The organism is Actinacidiphila acidipaludis, from assembly GCF_019890725.1.
GTDB lineage: Bacteria > Actinomycetota > Actinomycetes > Streptomycetales > Streptomycetaceae > Actinacidiphila > Actinacidiphila acidipaludis.
Map to the genome: position 1 here is coordinate 1 of NZ_JAINZZ010000036.1, position 18,760 is coordinate 18,760.

The following is an 18,760-nucleotide window of genomic DNA, read 5'->3' on the forward strand; positions in this document are numbered from 1 at the left end:
CGGACAGGGCGGCGCGGACGGTCCTGCGGGCCTCCGCCACGGCCTGCCGGGCCGGCCGCAGGATCTCGCGCCTGGCGAACCGCCAGGCCGTGCCCGCGGCGCGGAGCAGCGGCGCCCCGGTCCCGCGCCACAGCCAGGCGGCGGGGACGGCCACCAGCACCCGGAACAGCCAGGCCGCCCCGCGTCCGGCCGCGCGCGAGACATAGGCGGTCACGCGCCACGCGTGGCCGAGCGCGGCGGCCACCTCGCGGCCGACCGGGACGAGGACCCGCCGCCAGATGAAGGCGGCGGGCGCCACGACCAGGCGCCGCACCACCCACAGCAGTCCGCGGCCCAGGGCGCGGCCGGCCCACGCCGTCGCGAGCGCGACCGGTACCACCGCGTACCGCCACAGGGCCACCAGCGGTGCCACCAGCAGCCACCGTACGACGAGGGCCACGAAGGCCGCGGCGGCCGCGATCCCCGCGGCCACGGGCAGCAGCACCGCCCGCCGGATCCGGCCCGCCGGCCGCACGACCAGCACCCTGGCCGCCCAGCCCGCGGCCGCCCCCAGCGCGGCCAGTGCCCAGGCCGTCCCGCGCCCGGCCGGTGCGAGGACGTACCGCCACAGCGCCACGGCCGGCAGCACCAGCAGGAAACGTGCCGCCGCGGCCAGGATCCAGGCGGCCGCCCGCCCCAGGGGCGCCAGCGCGTACCGCCCCAGCACGGCCAGCGGGAGCACGAGCAGGACCTTCGCCAGCCACGCGGCCGCGAGGCCCAGGACGCGCAGGGGCGGCAGCAGCAGCCGGCGCCAGAGCCCTTCCAGCGCGGTCCGCAGGGCCCGGCCGACCGCGCACAGCGCGTCCCAGGCCAGGCGCACCGGCAGAACCACGATGACCGCGAGCACCCGGACCGGCATCCGCACGGCGACCGTCAGGCAGCCGTCACCCCCGCCGTCCGTACCGGCCGCCCCCTCCCACGTCATGCGGAGAACCTAGCCGACCGCGGTCGGGACCCCCTGCCTGTTCGCGCGTCCGCCCGGCGGCCACCGGCGCTGTGCCGGGGCCGCCGGGCGGACGACGGACGGACGGGCCAAAACGGACGGACGGGACGTCAGCCGACGTGTGCGGCAGGGAGGTTGGGCACCGGTCCCGCACGGGCGCGGCGGGACCGGCCGGTCACGCCGGGACGCCCGCGGCCTCCGGGTCGGACTCGGGATCGGCGTCGGGGTCGGCGCCCTCCAGGTACTCCTCGCTGACCTCCTTGGACCCGAACGGCCACACCTTCTCGTAGCGCGACCACAGGACGAAGGCGACGAGTCCGAGCGCCACCCACGCCAGCGACCACTCGATGGGGTGACGGCCTGGCGAGTTCTTGTCCGCGTAGCCGTAGATGACGAGCCAGCCGACCAGGGCCACGACCGCCGGCACCGGGTACAGCCACATCCGGTACGGGCGGCGCAGTCCGGGCTGGCGCCGGCGCAGCACACCGAGCGCGATGATCTGGGCCAGCGCCTGGACGATGACCATGACGGTGGTGAGCAGCTGGATGAGCGTCGCCAGGTCGGTGTGGCGGCCGATGAGGAACCCCGCCGCGGTGATCACGCCCATGGTGGCCAGGCCCCACATCGGGAAGCGGTGCCGCTCGTGCAGCTTGGCGTACGGGCGGAAGAACACCCGCTCGCGCGCCGCGTCGTAGGGGACCCGCGAGCCGCCCAGCAGCCCGGTGAAGACCGAGGCGAACGCGGTGATGAGGATGAGCACGGTGACGGTGTCGGCGGCGCCCTTGCCCCAGGTCTTCTCCAGCACCGCGGAGGCCACGGACGTGGAGGCGATGTCGTGGGGGTCGGTCATCCGGTGCCAGTCGATCACCCCGAGGGTGCCGATCTGCAGCAGCAGGTAGATCGCCATGATGCCGACGATGGAGAAGACGATGGACCGGGGCAGCACCCGGCCCGGGGTCTTGATCTCGGCGCCCATGTAGGCGGTGGTGTTGTAGCCGAGGTAGTCGTAGATGCCGATGGTCAGACCCGCCGCGAACCCGGTCCAGAAGTGGCTCGTGTTCAGCGCGAAGGCGTGCGCGGGGTAGGTGAAGGCCATGTGGCCTGAGAAGTGCGTGGCCGAGGCGATGATGACCAGCAGCACCGAAAGGATCATCACCGCCCACATCACGGCCGTGATCCGCGCGATGTGCTCGATACCGCGCCACAGCATGCCGATGACGACCACGATCATCGCCAGGCCCACCAGGTCGCCGGTGGTTTTGCCCATGTGCGGCGCCAGGTAGCCCAGGTACTGCACGAACCCGACCACGCCGGTCGACATGATCAGCGGGATGAAGAGCATCGCGGTCCACACGAACAGGAACGGCACCAGCTTGCCGCTGCGGTACTGGAACGCCTGGCGCAGATAGACGTAGGAACCGCCGGACCCCGGCATGGAGGCGCCGAGTTCGGCCCACACCAGCCCGTCGGCCAGTGCCAGGACGGCGCCGGCGACGAAGCCGAGAATGGCCTGCGGGCCGCCGAACGCGGCGACCATCAGCGGGATGGTGACGAACGGCCCGATGCCGCACATCTGGCTCATGTTGATGGTGGTGGCCTGGAACAGGCCGATTCTGCGGACGAAGCCGCCTGCGGGCGGGGGGCTGCCGGACATGGAGGCTCCCTGGCGGGTGTGGAGACGGACGGGTGTCGAGAAGGACCGCCGTGCGCGGCCCTCCTCCCCGGGCGCGGGGCGTGCTTAAGTTAAGTTCCTTTACTAACAGCGTCAAGGGGTCCGGGCCACATCCGGGGACGAGTACGTGAGAATGCCGATATGACCAGCAGCGACAACGGGCCCGACCAGCCCTGGAACCAGCAGCGGCTGCGCAGTTCCAACGAGCGCCTCCTGCTGGAACGGCTGCGCACCGCACCCGCCTCCCGCGCCCAACTCGCCCGCGAGACCGGCCTGTCCAAACCCACCGTCTCCAGCGCGCTGGCCTCGCTCGAAGCCGCCGGCCTGGTCCGCGAGGCCGGCCACCACACCCCCGAACGCGGCCGGGCCGCCGTCCTCTACACCCCCGACCCGGCCGCCGGCTACGCACTGGGCATCGACATCGGCCGCGCCTGGCTGCGCGTCGCCCTCGCCGACCTCGACGGCACCGTCGTCGCCCGCACCGACGTCCGCAACAAGGCCCGCTCCTCGGCCGCCATGGCCGACCTCGTCGTGACCACCGCCCACCGCCTGGTCGCCGGCTCCGCCGTCCCCCCGGCCGACGTCGTACACGCCGTCGTCGGCACACCCGGCGTCTACGACCCCGAGGCCCACCGCGTCCGGTACGCCCTGCACCTCCCCGGCTGGGGACGCGCCGGCCTCTTCGACCGCATGCGCGACGAACTGGGCGTCCCCCTCGCCGTCCACAACGACGCCAACCTCGCCGCCGTCGGCGAACACGCCTTCGGCGTCGGCGCCGGCAGCCGGCTCTTCGTCTACGTCATGATCGGAACCGGCCTCGGCATGGGCATCGTCGCCGACGGCCGGCCCTTCACCGGCGCCAGCGGCGCCGCCGGCGAGATCGGCTTCCTGCCCTGGAACGGCCGCGAACCCGACACCCTGGAGGACGCCGTCTCCGGGGACGCCGTCGTCCGCGCCGCCCGCGCGCTGGGCATGACCGGCCCGCTCACCGCGAAGTCCGTCTTCGAGTCCGCCCGCGCCGGACAGGCCGCGGCCGTCACCGCCGTCCGGCAGGAAGGCGAACGCCTCGCCCACACCGTCGCGGCGGTCGCCGCCGTCCTCGACCCCGAACTCGTCGTCCTCGGCGGCGGCGTCGGCCACAGCGCCGACCTGCTCCTGCAGACCGTCGGCGACACCCTGCGCCGCCTCACCCCCCTGCGGCCCAAGGTCGCGGCCAGCGCTCTCGGCGAGGACGCGGTCCTGCTCGGCGCGGTCGCGACGGCCCTGGGCACCGCCCGGGACGTCGTCTTCGCCCAGCGCACCTGACCGCCCGGCCCCACCTCAGCGGGCTACGAAGAACGCGCCACGAAGAACCCGTCAGCGGCGGCAGCGCCGGTCGGTGAGACCGTCGGCGACGAGACCCAGACCGATGCCGAGCATCCACGAGTCCTTGGCCAGCACCGTGCCCTCCTGCGTCGGGAACACACTCCCCGGCTTCCGCATCCCCGGCAGACGCGCGTAAAGCCCCAGCAACGCCCCCGAGAAACCGGTGAGAGCGACACCGGCCACCGCCGTCGGCACGAACGGCGCCAGCAGCAGCGACCCCGTCACGATCTCCCCGCACGACAGCAACCGCAGGAACTGCTGCGGCGTGAGCTTCCTGAACGCCGGATAGACCCCGCCCGCCATGCCGTGCATCGCCTCGGCCGTGGCGTCGTCCCCCTTCCACTTCTGCAGGCCCGTGTGCAGGATGAACGCCCCGGTGGCGATCCGGGGCGGGGCTTCGTGCAGCTTCATGGCCGGCTCCTCACCACTCGCGTACCGCCCCTCCCCCAGCATGACCGCCCACCGGCACGCCGCCACTCGGCAGCAGCCGCGAACGACCACCCGGCACCCAGGCCGCACAACCGGTGGTTGTGACGCGGCGGCGCGTCGGTTGTTTGCCCCGGCCGCCCGCGACTCGCTTGGATGCCGGGATCGGCCAGATCGGACGAGCGGCACGCGGAGGGCACGACACATGACGGGCAGGCGGACGCTCGGACGGAACTTCGGATGGCTCTGGGGCGCCTTCGCCGTCAGCTCCTACGGCACCTGGCTCGCCTTCGGCGCCTTCCCCCTCATCGCCGTCGTCGTCCTCCACTGCGGCCCGGCCCAGGTCGCCGCACTCGCGGCGGCCGGACGCGCCGTGGGAGCCGCCATCGCCGTACCCCTCGGCCCCTGGGTGGAATTCCACCGCAAACGCCCCGTCATGATCACCATGGACCTCACCCGGTGCGCGGCGATGGCCAGCGTCCCCGCCGCCTACGCGCTCGGACACCTCACCTACACCCACCTGCTGGTCGTCTCCGTCGTCGTCGCCGCCGCCGACCTCGCCTTCCGCTCCGCCAGCGGCGCATGCCTGAAAGCCCTCGTCCCCCCCGAGGACCTCCTCGTCGCCAACAGCCGCTTCGAGTCCACCACCTGGACCGCGACCGTCACCGGACCACCCCTCGGCGGCGCCGCCGTCGGACTCCTCGGCCCCGTCACGACCGTGATCGCCGACGCCGCCAGCTACCTGCTCTCCGCCCTCGGCATCCGCGCCATCGGCCGGGACGAACCCCAGCCCCCGCGCGACACCGCGCGACGCCTGCGCACCGCCGACCTCCTCGCCGGATGGCGCCACATCCTCGGCCACCCCGGACTGCGCCCGCTCTTCCTCAACGCGATCGCCGTCAACGGCCTCATCATGGCCTCGGACCCGCTGCTCGCCGTCCTGATGCTCGGCCGCCTCGGATTCGCCCCCTGGCAGTACAGCGTCGCCTTCGCCGCACCCTGCGTCGGCGGCCTCATCGGCTCACGCCTCGCCCGCCCCCTCGCCGCCCGGTTCGGACGGCACCGCGTCCTGGTCACCAGCGGCGTCCTGCGCGCCTGCTGGCCGCTCGGCCTGGCGTTCGTCCGACCCGGCGTCCCCGGGATGCTGCTGGTCATCGGCGTGCAGTTCGGCCTGGTGACCTGCTGCGGCGTGTTCAATCCGCTGCTGGCCACCTACCGCCTGGACGAGACCGCGGCGGACCGGGTCGCCCGCACCCTGTCCGCCTGGTCCGTCAGCACCAGCGCCGGCATCGCGGTGACCACCGCGGCGTGGGGCGTGCTGGCCGCCGTCACCGGCCCCCGCATCGCGATCGCCGCGGCCGGCCTCCTCCTGCTGGCGACCCCGCTCCTGCTCCCCCGCCGCGCGGCCGCCCCGGCCCCCGTCCCGGCCGCAGAGAGCGTGCCGACCGCCCCCTAGAACTCCCGTACCGGGGGCGGCAGTACCGCCTAACTCCCCGCGCTAGCCCCGGCGTTGACCACCGTGAGCGGAAGCAGCTTCTTGCCGGTGGGACCGATCTGGATGGCCGTGTCCATCTGGGGACAAACGCCGCAATCGAAGCACGGGGTCCAGCGGCAGTCCTCGACCTCGGTCTCGTCGAGGGCGTCCTGCCAGTCGTCCCAGAGCCAGTCCTTGTCGAGGCCGGAGTCGAGGTGGTCCCAGGGCAGGACCTCCTCGATGGTGCGCTCGCGGGTGGTGAACCAGGCGAGGTCGACGTCGAACGCGGGCAGGGCGGCCTCGCAGGCGCGCATCCAGCGGTCGTAGGAGAAGTGCTCACGCCAGCCGTCGAACCGGCCGCCGTCCTCGTAGACCGCGCGGATCACGGCGCCGACGCGGCGGTCGCCGCGGGACAGCAGGCCCTCGATGATGCCGGGCTTGCCGTCGTGGTAGCGGAAGCCGATGTTGCGGCCGTACTTCTTGTCGCCGCGGATGGCGTCCCGCAGCTTCTCCAGCCGGGCGTCGGTCTCCTCGACGCCGAGCTGCGGCGACCACTGGAACGGCGTGTGCGGCTTGGGCACGAACCCGCCGATGGACACCGTGCAGCGGATGTCGTTCTGGCCGGTGACCTCGCGGCCCTTCTGGATGACGCGCTTGGCCATGTCGGCGATCTGCAGCACGTCCTCGTCGGTCTCGGTGGGCAGGCCGCACATGAAGTACAGCTTCACCTGGCGCCAGCCGTTGCCGTAGGCGGTGGCGACGGTCCGGATGAGGTCCTCCTCCGAGACCATCTTGTTGATGACCTTGCGGATCCGCTCGGAGCCGCCCTCGGGGGCGAAGGTGAGGCCGGAGCGGCGGCCGTTGCGGGTCAGCTCGTTGGCGAGGTCGATGTTGAAGGCGTCGACGCGGGTGGACGGCAGCGACAGGCCGATCTTGTCGTCCTCGTAGCGGTCGGCGAGGCCCTTGGCGACGTCGGCGATCTCGGTGTGGTCGGCGGAGGACAGCGACAGCAGGCCGACCTCCTCGAAGCCGGTGGCCTTCAGCCCCGCCTCGACCATCTCGCCGATGCCGGTGATGGAACGCTCGCGCACCGGACGGGTGATCATGCCCGCCTGGCAGAAGCGGCAGCCGCGGGTGCAGCCGCGGAAGATCTCCACGGACATGCGCTCGTGCACGGTCTCGGCGAGCGGGACCAGCGGCTGCTTGGGGTAGGGCCACTCGTCGAGGTCCATGACGGTGTGCTTGGACACCCGCCACGGCACGCCGGAACGGTTGGGCACGACGCGGGCGATCCGGCCGTCGGGCAGGTACTCGACGTCGTAGAAGCGCGGCACGTACACGCCGCCGGTGCGGGCCAGGCGCAGCAGCAGTTCGTCGCGGCCGCCGGGGCGTCCCTCGGTCTTCCAGGCGCGGATGACGTCGGTGATCTCCAGGACGGCCTGTTCGCCGTCGCCGATGACCGCGGCGTCGATGAAGTCGGCGATCGGCTCGGGGTTGAAGGCGGCGTGGCCGCCGGCGAGCACGACCGGGTCGTCCTCGGTGCGGTCGGCGGCGGCCAGGGGGATGCCGGCGAGGTCGAGGGCGGTGAGCATGTTGGTGTAGCCGAGCTCGGTGGAGAAGCTCAGGCCGAAGACGTCGAAGGCGCGGACCGGGCGGTGGGCGTCGACGGTGAACTGGGGCACCTTGTGCTCGCGCATCAGGGCTTCCAGGTCGGGCCACACGCTGTAGGTGCGCTCGGCGAGGACGCCCTCGCGCTCGTTGAGCACCTCGTAGAGGATCATGACGCCCTGGTTGGGCAGGCCGACCTCGTAGGCGTCGGGGTACATCAGCGCCCACCGCACGTCGGTGGTGTCCCATTCCTTGACGGTGGAGTTGAGCTCCCCGCCGACGTACTGGATGGGCTTCTGGACGTGCGGGAGAAGCGCTTCCAGGCGCGGGAAGACCGACTCGACAGGCATCTCGGCGACTTTCATCAGCGGGCTGGGGAACTCCCGGGCGCGGCGGCCTCGGGAGGGATGACCCTCAAGGGTACCCGAGGGCGGTGGACGTGATTCCCGTCACCGGTTCGGGCCGGTGTCACCGGGGTCGGCGGGCGGCTCGCGGGCCGGCCGGCGTCACGAGGGCCGGCCGGCGTCACAGGGGTCGGTCGGCGTCGCGCCACGCGGCGGGCAGGCCGGCCTCGACGTCGGCGGCGATCTCGCGTTCCCGGCGGTCGAGGGCGTCGTAGGGCGCGGGGTCCTCGCCGGCCCGTTCGGCGTCCTCGCGCAGTGCGGCGAGGGCGGTCCGGCACATCACGCTGTCCTGGTGCTCGCCGAGGAGTTGCTGGACGGTCTTCATGCGCGCGGTGTGCGCGGTGGCGGCCGGGCCGAGGACGGCCTGTGCGGCCTCGGAGGAGTAGCGGGCGCGTTTGGCGTCCTTGCGGGCCTCGTGCAGGGCGGTGTCCCGGGCGTCGCCGGGTGGGAGGGCGAGGGCCGCTTCGATGCCGTGCCGCAGTCGTGCGTGGTCGCGGCGGACCGTGGCGCGGGCGGCTTCGGCGGCGGGTGCGTCGGCGGCGGGGGTGTAGGGGGGTGCGGCGAGCAGTGCTTCGAGGGCGTCGAGCAGCGCGTGGTAGCGGGGGCTGTCGAGTTCGGGGGGCGCTGCGGCGTGCGGGCCGGCCGGGGCGCCGTCGCGTTCCAGCAGGCGCCGGCGCAGGGGCCGGGTGGCGAGGGCGGGGTCGAGTTCGCCGAGCCGGTGTCCGAGGCGCTCGGTGAGGACCTCGCGGTCGCGTGCGGTGCCGAGGACGCCGGCCAGCCATGCGAGTTCGTGGCCGACGGGGTCGGTGGCGGCGCGGTCGAGTTCCTTGCGGAAGCTTTTGAGGGCGCTGCGGGCGCGGCGGGTGGCGACGCGCATGCGGTGGACCGCGTCCTCCTCGGCGCGGCGTGCGGCGGGGTCGAGGGCGAGGATCGCGGTGAGCTGTTCGCGCAGGTAGGCGGTGGCCGTGCGGCCGGCGGTGGGCGGCCGGCCGGGGGTGGCGGGGGGTGCGGCGAGGACGCCGCCGCCCAGGGCGCGGGCGAGTTTGGAGGGCGAGGTCGAGCGGTGCAGGCCGGCCGCGGCCAGGCGTTCCTCGACGGCGTCGAGGAGGCGGGGGCCGCCTTCGTGGAGTTCGACCTCGGTCTCGGACCAGGAGGTGGGGGCGGCGTCGCGGGCCTGGGCGTGGACGGTGTCGTGGGCGATCTCGGCGAGGGTGCGGCCGGTGTGGTCGAGGAGCAGTTCGCGGCGGCGGTGGGTGCGCAGCCGGACGACGGGGTTCAGCGGGTGGCCGCGGGTCAGCGCGGCGACCTCGGCGCGCAGTTCGGCGGGTGGGACGCGGTGTTCGCCGCCGGCGAAGATCGCAGCGGCGTGGGCGTCCGCGGACGGCCCGGTCTGTCCGGTGTCGGCGGGGCCGGCAACGCGCTCCGCCCCCTCGGTGCCCTCCGTCCCGAGCGGCACCCGCACCTCCGTGCGGGTGTCGGCCTCGGACGTGGGGAGCTTGAGGTGCCAGCCGGCGTCGTCACCGCCGGTGCGGCGGCGCAGGGTCACCCGGTGCGCGGCGAGGGCGAGGCCGGGCGTGTCGTAGTAGACGGCGTCGAGTTCGACGGGGTCCAGGGTGCGGGTGCCGGCGACGTCGGGGAGGCCGTCGTAGGCCGGGCGCGGGTCGGTGACACCGGCCGCGGCCTCGTACTTGCGTTCCGTCTCGCCTGCACGCTGCACCATCCTCGGACGGTAACCGCGCCGTGCCGCCCGGGGCAACGCCGCCGCGGGTCAGGCCGACATCGGGCGCTGCATCCGGACCGACTGGAGCATCCCTATGGCGATGCAGTTCGCGAACATGGATGACCCGCCGTAGGAGACGAAGGGCAAGGGGATGCCGGCGACCGGCATGATGCCGAGGGTCATGCCGATGTTCTCGAAGGACTGGAAGGCGAACCAGGCCACGACGCCGGCGGCGACGATCGTCCCGTAGAGGTCCGTCGCACTGCGGGCGATCGAGCAGGCGCGCCAGAGGATGACGCCGATCAGCGCGATGATGAACGCCGCGCCCACGAAGCCGAGTTCCTCGCCGGCCACGGAGAAGACGAAGTCGGTCTGCTGTTCGGGCACGAACTGCCCGGTGGTCTGGCTGCCGTGGAACAGGCCCTTGCCGAGCAGGCCGCCGGAGCCGATGGCGATGCGGGCCTGGCTGGTGTTGTAGCCGACGCCGGAGGGGTCCAGGGCGGGGTTGGCGAAGGCCGCGAAGCGGTCGACCTGGTACTTGCTGAGGATGCCGAGTTTCCACACCGTCAGCGAGCCGGCGAGGCCGGCGAGGATCAGTCCGAAGACCCAGCGGTTGTCGGCGCCGGAGACGAGCAGGACGCCGAGGATGATCGCGGCCAGCACCATGATCGAGCCGAGGTCCGGCATCAGCATGATGATGAGGATCGGGATCACGGCCAGCGACAGGGCCTGCAGGACCGTGCGGTTGTCGGGGTGGATCTTGTCGCCGGCGTCGACGCGGGCGGACAGCACCATCGCCATGCCGATGATGATCGCGACCTTCACGAACTCCGACGGCTGCAGGGAGAAGCCGCCTCCGATGACGATCCACGAGTGCGCGCCGTTGACGGTGGAGCCGAGCGGGCTGAGCACTGCGAGGATGCCAAGGATGGACAGGACGTAGAAGAACGGCACCACGCTCCGCATCCGGTGGTGCCCTATGGCCATCGCGCCCGCGGCGAGCGCGAATCCGATGCCGGCGTTCATCAGGTGCCGGATGAGGAAGTAGTAGTGGTCGCCGTGGGTCAGGTTGGTGCGGTTGCGGGTCGCGGAGTAGACCAGCAGCGTGCCGATGCCGCACAGCAGGACCGTGGCCAGGAGCAGCACCCAGTCCATGCGGCGCACGACCGAGTCGCGGGCGAAGAGCCTGCCGAGGGTCGACTTCTCCGGGCTGAACCGGCGGACCGAGAAGGTGTGCGCGCTCATACCACGTACTTTCTGCCGTACAGCAGCTTCTCGGTGCGGGTCGGGGTGAGTGCCGCCAGGACCGGGGCGGCTCCGCCGCCGGCCTGCGGGGCGACCGGGTTGAGGAAGGTGTCGGGGGCGGGGGCCGACAGCGCCGACTGGATCACGCCGCCGTCCGAGGAGATCTTGGGCAGCGCGTCGACGGGCTTGGGCATGATGCCCTTGCCCGGGTCGATCTCGCTGGTGTTCGGCTTGATGCCGTACATGGCCTCGTAGATGTGGCGCACGGCCTCACCGGAACCGCCGGAGCCGGTGCCGCCCTGGGAGATCGTCATGACGATCGTGTAGTCCTTGGTGTACGTGTCGAACCAGGACGTGGTCTGCTTGCCCTCGACCTCGGCGGTACCGGTCTTGGCGTGCAGCGGGATCTTGTCCTGCGGCCAGCCGCCGAACTTCCAGTCGGCGGTGCCCTCGGTGACCACGCCGGCCAGGGCCTTGTCGATGTACTTCAGCGTGGACTTGGAGTCCGGGAGCTTGCCGGTGACCTTGGGCTTGATGGGGGTGACGGTCTTGCCGTCAGCGCTGATCACGGCCTTGCCGATGGACGGCTGATACAGCGTGCCGCCGTTGGCGAGTGCGGCGTAGACCCGGGCCATCTGGACCGGTGTGACGAGCGTGTCGCCCTGGCCGATGGCGTAGTTGACGGAGTCACCGGCGCGGACCACGTAGCCGTCGGGGCAGTTCTCGATCGCGATGGCGATGCCCAGCGGCGGGTTGTGGTCGTTCTGGTGCTTCTTGGCGGTGGCGCACCAGTCGGCCTTGTTGGCGTCCCAGAAGTTCTTCTTCCACTGGCGGTCGGGGACGCGGCCGGTGACCTCGCCGGGCAGGTCGACGCCGGTCCTGGCGCCGAGGCCGAACTGGTGGGCGGTCTTGAAGAACCAGTCCTTGGGGTGCTTGGGGTTGGTGCCGCCGTCCTTCTGCCATTCCTTGTAGGCGATGCCGTAGAACACCGTGTCGCAGGAGACCTCCAGGGCCTTGCCCAGGGAGATGTCGCCGAAGCTCTCGTTCTCGAAGTTCTTGAACTCGCGGTTGCCGATCATCATCGAGGACGTGCAGGGGTAGCCGCCGTCCTCGGGGTAGCCGGCCGCGACGGCCGCGGAGGTGGAGATCACCTTGAAGGTGGAGCCCGGCGCCGACTGGCCCTGGATGGCCCGGTTCAGCAGTGGGTAGTCCGACTTCGTGTCGGTGAGCGCGGCGTAGTCCTTGGCGGAGATGCCGCCGACCCACTCGTTGGGGTCGTAGTCGGGCAGGCTCGCCATGGCGATGATCCGGCCGGTGTGGTTGTCCATCACGACCGCGGCGCCGGAGTCGGCCTTGTAGTTCTTGCCGGTGACGGTGTCGAAGGTCTTGCGGGCGGCCACCATGGCGTCGTTGAGCTGCTGCTCGGTGACGGCCTGGACGCGGGCGTCGATGCTGGTGACCAGGTCGCCGCCGGGCTGCGCCGGGGTGTCGCCGGCCTTGCCGATGACCCGTCCGAGGTTGTCGACCTCGTAGCGGGTGACGCCGGCCTTGCCGCGGAGCTGGTCGTCGTAGACGCTCTCCAGGCCGGAGCGGCCGATCTGGTCCGAGCGCAGCAGCGGGTTGGCGGACTTCTCCGACTTGGCCACCTCGTCGTCGGTGACCGGGCCGAGGTAGCCGAGCACCTGGGCGCTGCTGGCCTTGTCGGGGCTGGGGTAGCGGCGGACCGCGGTGGGTTCGGCGGTGATGCCGGGGAAGTCCTCGCGGCGCTCCATGATCTGCAGCGCCTGCTGGGTGGTCGCGGAATCGGTGATCGGGATGGGCTGGTAGGGCGAACCGTTCCAGCAGGGCTTGGGGGTCTGCGCGTCGCACAGCCGGACCTTGTCCGACACTTCCTTGGGCGTCAGGCCGAGCACGCCGGCCAGCCGGCCGAGCACCGCCGTGCCGCCGTCGCTCTGCTTGAGCAGGTCGGTGCGGCTGGCCGAGACGACCAGGCGGGTCTCGTTGTCGGCGAGCGGCACGCCGTGGTCGTCGAGGATGGCGCCGCGCACGGCGGGGGTGACGACCTGCTGGATGTGGTTGCTCGCGGCCTTGGCGTCGTACTGCTGGCCGTTGCGGATCTGCAGGTACCACAGCCGGCCGCCGAGGGTCAGCAGCAGGGACACGACGAGGATCTGGAGGATGACCAGCCGGATGGTGATCCGGGTGTTCCGTCCGGTGTCGGGGATGTTGCTCACCGCTGCTCCCTGCTCCTGCTGGCCGTGCTGTCGACGCTGTGGGCGAGGTTGACGACGTGGGCGAGGGGGCCGCCGTTGCCGCCGTTCACCTGCGTGCTCCCCTCACCAGCGAGTTGCCCTTCACCAGCCGGCCGGTGCGGCTGAACATGCCGCGGGAGGAGGCGACGGAGGATCTGCCCGGCCGCAGCCGGGAGCGGGTGCCGCCGAACCCGCCGCCCGACCCTCCCCCGAAGCCGCCGCCGAAGCCGCCGGCGGAGTCCTCGGTGACCGGGTCGTGGTCGAAGTGCCTGGCCAGTGCCATGACCAGGGGGACGATGAACGGTGCCAGCAGCAGGTCGTAGACGGCGGCGGTGAACACCAGTTTGCCCAGGCCCACATGGGCGCCGTTGGTGTCGCCGACGAGGCTGCCGACGCCGGCGTACAGCAGGGTGGTGCCGATGGCCGCGCAGATGACGACCATCATGGGGCCGGCCGCGGTGCGCAGTTGGCCGCTCTCCGGTTTGGCGAGCCCGGCCGCGTAGCCGATCACCGACAGCACGAGCGCGTAGCGGCCGACGGCGTGGTCGGCCGGCGGCGCGATGTCGGCGAGCAGTCCGGCGAAGAAGCCGACGAGGCAGCCGCCGACGTGGCCGTAGGTGATGGCCAGGCCGAGCACGGTGAGCAGCAGCAGGTCCGGGACCGCGCCGGGCAGGTGCAGCCGGGCCAGCACGCTGACCTGGGCGACCATCGCGATGACCACCAGGACGGTGGAGAGCAGGATCCGGTTGAGGCGCATGAGGTCAGCCCCCGCTGGTGGTCGTCGGGGTGGGGTTGCGGTCGGTGTTCGCGGTACCGCCGTTGGTGGCCGTGCCCTCCCCCGGGGAGACCGGAGTGCCGGGACCGGTGGGTGTGCCGCCCGGGTTCGGTGTTCCGTTGGGGTTCGGTGTTCCGTTCGGGTTGGGCGTGCCGCCGGCGCTGGGCGTGCCGCTGGGCTTCGGCGGGGCGGGCGGGGCCGGCTTCGTCGGCCGGGGCGGCAGCACGCTGTCACGCGGGTCGGTGCGCGGGCCGACGACGACCACGCCCACGACGTCCAGGCGGGTGAAGCCGACGAACGGCTGGACCAGGACGGTCTTGGTGAGGTTGCCGCCGGACGGCTCGATGCCGGTGATCTTCCCGACGGGCACACCGGGCACGAACGGCTTGCCGGCCTCGGACCCGAAGGTCACCAGGCGGTCGCCCTTGTGCACGGCGGCTTTGCCGTTGAGGAGCTGCACGCGCATCGGCTGGTTGCCCTGGCCGGTGGCGAACCCCAGTTCCATGGACCCTTCGAGGCGGGTGCCGACGGTGAAGTCCGGGTCGTTGGCGAGCAGCACGGTGGACGTCGAGGGGCCCACGGTGGTGACGCGGCCGACCAGGCCGTCGCCGTTGATGACGGTCATGTCGCGGGTGAGGCCGTCGTTGCTGCCGGCGTCGATGGTGACGGTCCAGGAGAAGCCCTGGGCCGCTCCTATGGCGATGACCTGCGCGCCCTTGATGGTGTACTGGCCCGCGCCGGCGGTCTTCAGCAGCCGGTCGAGTTCGGCGGCGCGGTTGCGGGTGATGTCCTTGGAGCCGAGCTGCTGCTTGAGCGCCTCGTTCTCCTTGCGGAGCCGGTCGATGGTGGAGGCGCGCTTCCCGGACTCCCGTACGGCGTCTATGGCGTTGCCGACCGGGTTCACGGCACTGGCGACCGAGTTCTCCACCGGGCCGAAGACCGACTGGGCCGCCTGCCGCGGCCGGTCCAGCGGTGAGTTCTCACCGCCCCGGATGTCCACGGTGATCAGCGCGAACGCCACCACCACCAGTAGCACCAGCAGAAGCCGGCTCTCCTTTGTGTCCCTCACGGGCGCCAGTCCGTGCCTTCCCTGTCGGACCCGCCGCCGCTGAGGGGCCGCGGCCGGTCGGAGCTACTGTGCGGGGTGTTTCAGGTCCTCGAAGCGGCGCTTCGCGCAGTCACCTGCGGGGTGCCGCGTCAAGGACCTGCTGGAGTGCCTCGAACTCCTCGACGCACTTGCCGGCGCCGAGGGCCACGCAGTCCAGCGGGGTCTCGGCGATGTGGATCGGCATGCCCGTCTCGTGCTTCAGACGCTCGTCGAGACCGCGCAGCAGGGCGCCGCCGCCGGCGAGCACGATGCCGCGGTCCATGATGTCGCCGGACAGCTCCGGCGGGCACTTGTCCAGCGTGGTCTTGACCGCGTCGACGATCGCGTTGACGGGTTCCTCGATGGCCTTGCGGACCTCCGCGGTGGAGATCACGACGGTCTTGGGAAGCCCGCTGACCAGGTCGCGTCCGCGGATCTCGGTGTGCTCCTCGTCGGCCTTGGAGGCGAACGCGGAGCCGATGGTGAGCTTGATCTGCTCGGAGGTGCGTTCGCCCAGAAGGAGGCTGTACTCCTTCTTGATGTGCTGGATGATCGCGTTGTCCAGCTCGTCGCCGGCCACCCGGATGGACTGCGCGGTGACGATGCCGCCCAGGCTGATGACCGCGACCTCGGTGGTGCCGCCGCCGATGTCCACCACCATGTTGCCGGTGGCCTCGTGGACCGGCAGCCCGGCGCCGATGGCCGCGGCCATCGGCTCCTCGATGATGTGCACGGTACGGGCACCGGCCTGCGTCGCGGCCTCGATGACGGCGCGGCGCTCCACACCGGTGATGCCGGAGGGCACGCAGATCACGACACGCGGGCGCACCATGTAGCGGCGCCGGTGGATCTTGAGGATGAAGTAGCGCAGCATGCGCTCGGTGATCTCGAAGTCGGCGATGACGCCGTCCTTCAGGGGACGCACCGCGACGATGTTGCCGGGGGTGCGGCCGATCATCTTCTTCGCCTCGGCGCCGACCGCGAGGATGCCACCGGTGTTGGTGTTGACCGCGACGACCGACGGCTCGTTCAGGACGATCCCGCGGCCCCTGACGTACACCAGCGTGTTGGCGGTCCCGAGGTCGACAGCCATGTCACGGCCGATGAACGACATGTTGTTCGCCATGTGGATACGTCTGGCCTTCCCGAGCGTGGGCGGAGGTTCCATCGTAGTCGCGCCCAGCGGGGCGCGGTTGCGGGGTTCCGACGCCATTGTCATCAGAACACACAGCGGACCTCAGTAATGGTGACGCCGTGTCGGAGTGTTTGGTTCCCGTGCCTTGTTCCCACTCGTTCGCGGACCATGTCCGCTGCGGGTGGGTTTAGGCCAGTGTGGGGAAGAAGATCTTGATTTCACGCTCGGCCGACTCCTCGGAGTCCGAGGCGTGCACCAGATTCTCCCGCACGATGGTGCCGAAGTCCCCCCGGATGGAGCCGGGCGCGGCGGCGATCGGGTCGGTCGGGCCGGCCATCGTGCGTACGCCCTCGATGACCCGCTCGCCCTCGACCACCAGGGCGACCGCGGGACCGGACGCCATGAAGTCCATCAGCGGCTCGTAGAACGGCCGCCCGACGTGCTCGGCGTAGTGCTGCTCCAGCGTGGCCCGGTCCAGCGTGCGCAGTTCGAGGGCGCTGATCGTCCAGCCCGCCTTGCGCTCGATGCGGCCGAGGATCTCGCCGACCAGGCCGCGGCGGACGGCGTCCGGCTTGAGAAGGACGAGGGTGCGCTGGGACACGATGCGACTCCAGATGCTCAAAAGAATGTGCGACGCGAGCCTACAAGGCGCGGCTCAGCCGGTGTGCGCCGCGTTGCGTGCCCGGATCTCGTCGACCTTGCGGCCGTAGTGGATCGAGGCCCACCACAGGCCGGCGAAGATCGCCCCGAGGACGAACATGGTACCGACCACGAAGCCACTGATGACGAGACCGATCTGCAGCGCCCAGCCCACCGCCACCGCGCCCGGCCGGTTGATGAGACCGCACAGCAGGATGCACACCGCCATGGCGATGCCGCACACCGTCCACACCTGGCCCATCGACAGGTCCGGGTGCTTCATCGCCACCAGCCCGGCGAAGCCGATGACGAAGAACTCGCCGATCAGCGTGCTCGAACACAGCGTCCGCATGCCCAGAGCCCCTTCAGTCCGCGTTTCACTTGCGGCCCAGCAGCAGCCGGGCCTCTCCGACGGTGATCACCGAGCCGGTGACGAGGACGCCGGCACCGGCGTACTCGCCCTCCTCCTCGGCGAGGGTGATGGCCGCCTCGAGGGCGTCGTCCAGGCGTGTCTCGACCTGCACCCGGTCCTCGCCGAACACCTCGACGGCCAGCGCCGCCAGTTCGTCGACGTCCATGGCGCGGGAGGTGGAGTTGCGGGTCACCACGACCTCGGCGAGCACCGGTTCGAAGGCCTCCAGCAGCCCGCGCACGTCCTTGTCGCCGCTCGGGCCGATCACACCGACCAGATGGGTGAACCCGAACACCTCGCCGATCGCGGCCGCGGTGACCTGCGCGCCGGCCGGGTTGTGGGCCGCGTCGAGCACCACGGTCGGGCTGCGCCGCACCACTTCGAGCCGTCCCGGTGAGGTGACGGTGGCGAACGCGCCGCGGACGGTGTCCAGGTCGAGGGTGCGCTGGTGCATGCTGCCGATGCCGAAGAACGCCTCGACCGCGGCGAGTGCCACCGCCGCGTTGCGCGCCTGGTGCTCGCCGTGCAGCGGCAGGAAGACCTGCTCGTACTCGCCGCCCAGGCCCCGCAGCGTCAGCATCTGCCCGCCGACGGCCACCTCGCGGTGCAGGACGCCGAACTCCATGCTCTCGCGGGCCACCGTGGCGTCGACCGCCACGGCCCGCTTGAGCAGCACCTGGGCGGCGTCCGCGGGCTGCTGGGCGAGGACGGCGGTGGCGCCCTTCTTGATGATCCCGGACTTCTCGCCCGCGATCTCGCCGGGCGTCGAGCCGAGCCGGTCGGTGTGGTCGAGGGCGATCGGGGTGACGACGGCGACCTGGCCGTCGACCACGTTGGTGGCGTCCCAGGAGCCGCCCATGCCGACCTCGACGACGGCGACGTCCACCGGCGCGTCGGCGAACGCCGCGTACGCCATGCCCGTCAGCACCTCGAAGAACGACATCCGGTGCGGCTGCGACTGGTCGACCATCCCGATGTAGGGGGTCAGGTCGTGGTACTGCTCGATGAACTTCTCGGGGGCGATCGGCCGGCCGTCCAGGCTGATCCGCTCGGTGACGGACTGCACGTGCGGGCTGGTGTAGCGGCCGGTGCGCAGCTCGAAGGCGAGCAGCAGCCGCTCGATCATCCGGGCGGTGCTGGTCTTGCCGTTGGTGCCGGTGATGTGGATCGACGGGTACGAGCGCTGCGGGTCGCCGAGGATGTCCATCAGCGCGTTCATCCGGTCGAGCGACGGGTCGAGCTTGGTCTCCGGCCAGCGGCCGAGCAGCTCCTCCTCGACCGCCCGCAGGGCGCGGTCGACCTCGGGGTCGGCCGGGCGCGCCGGGATGTCGTCCTCGGGCGCGGGGGGCGTGACCTGGGTGCGCAGCGTGCGGCTGCCCGCCTCGATGACGGCCATGTCGGCCTCGCGCGGGCCGTGCTCCGAGAGGTCGTCGTCGGCGTCGCTGTCGTCGGCTCCATCGGTCCGGCGGGCGAAGCCGACGTAACCGTCGTCCGCGGGCTCGGCGTCGTCGGCGGATCGCCCGAACGGATCGTCGCTGGGGGTGCTCACAGCGACCAGTCTACG

15 protein-coding genes are annotated in these 18,760 nt (G+C 71.9%); 2 read left to right on the forward strand and 13 right to left on the reverse strand.

Translation table 11 applies throughout. The annotated features are described in order from the left end of the window. Both K7862_RS24265 and K7862_RS24270 read right to left on the reverse strand, forming a co-directional pair. On the reverse strand, window positions 1-964 hold a 964-nt coding region (locus tag K7862_RS24265), incomplete at its 3' end, for a hypothetical protein (RefSeq protein ID WP_222966049.1). Window positions 965-1,157: 193 nt separating this feature from the next. Next, window positions 1,158-2,636, reverse strand: coding sequence for an APC family permease (locus K7862_RS24270; RefSeq protein WP_222966051.1), 1,479 nt, complete (start codon window positions 2,634-2,636; stop codon window positions 1,158-1,160). A gap of 159 nt (window positions 2,637-2,795) precedes the next feature. On the opposite strand from K7862_RS24270, the gene K7862_RS24275 reads away from it, so the two are divergent. Then, entirely contained in the window at window positions 2,796-3,959 is a 1,164-nt protein-coding gene (locus K7862_RS24275; protein WP_222966053.1) for an ROK family transcriptional regulator, read from the forward strand. 51 nt (window positions 3,960-4,010) lie between these two features. On the opposite strand, the gene K7862_RS24280 is transcribed toward K7862_RS24275, so the two are convergent. Continuing rightward, complete coding sequence (locus K7862_RS24280) at window positions 4,011-4,430, reverse strand: DoxX family membrane protein (RefSeq protein WP_222966055.1); 420 nt, start codon at window positions 4,428-4,430, stop codon at window positions 4,011-4,013. Window positions 4,431-4,650: 220 nt separating this feature from the next. Between K7862_RS24280 and K7862_RS24285 the strand changes: the two genes are divergently transcribed. Next, window positions 4,651-5,901, forward strand: a complete 1,251-nt coding sequence (locus tag K7862_RS24285; RefSeq protein WP_222966057.1) for an MFS transporter — start codon at window positions 4,651-4,653, stop codon at window positions 5,899-5,901. Window positions 5,902-5,930: 29 nt separating this feature from the next. Here the strand turns inward: K7862_RS24285 and K7862_RS24290 are convergent, their stop codons facing one another. From K7862_RS24290 to folC, 10 genes are all read right to left on the reverse strand, one after another. After that, complete coding sequence (locus K7862_RS24290) at window positions 5,931-7,877, reverse strand: TIGR03960 family B12-binding radical SAM protein (RefSeq protein ID WP_222966059.1); 1,947 nt, start codon at window positions 7,875-7,877, stop codon at window positions 5,931-5,933. A gap of 175 nt (window positions 7,878-8,052) precedes the next feature. After that, entirely contained in the window at window positions 8,053-9,651 is a 1,599-nt protein-coding gene (locus K7862_RS24295) for a CYTH and CHAD domain-containing protein (RefSeq protein WP_222966061.1), read from the reverse strand. Window positions 9,652-9,699: 48 nt separating this feature from the next. Beyond that, entirely contained in the window at window positions 9,700-10,896 is a 1,197-nt protein-coding gene (gene rodA / locus K7862_RS24300) for a rod shape-determining protein RodA (protein ID WP_222966063.1), read from the reverse strand. After that, window positions 10,893-13,130: a penicillin-binding protein 2 gene (mrdA, locus tag K7862_RS24305; RefSeq protein WP_222966065.1), complete on the reverse strand. Its 2,238-nt coding sequence runs from the start codon at window positions 13,128-13,130 to the stop codon at window positions 10,893-10,895. Before mrdA ends, rodA begins: the two co-directional genes overlap by 4 nt. An 85-nt stretch (window positions 13,131-13,215) precedes the next feature. Beyond that, window positions 13,216-13,905 carry a rod shape-determining protein MreD gene (gene mreD / locus K7862_RS24310; RefSeq protein WP_222966067.1) on the reverse strand — a complete coding sequence of 230 codons (690 nt, stop codon included), beginning with the start codon at window positions 13,903-13,905 and terminating at the stop codon, window positions 13,216-13,218. Window positions 13,906-13,909: 4 nt separating this feature from the next. Beyond that, window positions 13,910-14,992 (reverse strand): rod shape-determining protein MreC, encoded by a 1,083-nt coding sequence (mreC, locus tag K7862_RS24315; protein WP_222966069.1) that lies wholly within the window; start codon window positions 14,990-14,992, stop codon window positions 13,910-13,912. A 109-nt stretch (window positions 14,993-15,101) separates the two neighbouring features. Then, on the reverse strand, window positions 15,102-16,124 hold the full coding sequence (locus K7862_RS24320) for a rod shape-determining protein (protein WP_222966163.1): 1,023 nt from the start codon (window positions 16,122-16,124) through the stop codon (window positions 15,102-15,104). 208 nt (window positions 16,125-16,332) lie between these two features. Beyond that, on the reverse strand, window positions 16,333-16,746 hold the full coding sequence (gene ndk / locus K7862_RS24325; protein ID WP_222966071.1) for a nucleoside-diphosphate kinase: 414 nt from the start codon (window positions 16,744-16,746) through the stop codon (window positions 16,333-16,335). A gap of 54 nt (window positions 16,747-16,800) precedes the next feature. Continuing rightward, the gene (locus K7862_RS24330; protein WP_222966073.1) at window positions 16,801-17,136 is read right to left on the reverse strand and encodes a DUF4233 domain-containing protein; all 336 of its coding nucleotides are present in this window, start codon (window positions 17,134-17,136) and stop codon (window positions 16,801-16,803) included. Window positions 17,137-17,161: 25 nt separating this feature from the next. Next, window positions 17,162-18,745, reverse strand: coding sequence for a bifunctional tetrahydrofolate synthase/dihydrofolate synthase (gene folC / locus K7862_RS24335; protein WP_308012156.1), 1,584 nt, complete (start codon window positions 18,743-18,745; stop codon window positions 17,162-17,164). Window positions 18,746-18,760 lie beyond the last annotated feature (15 nt).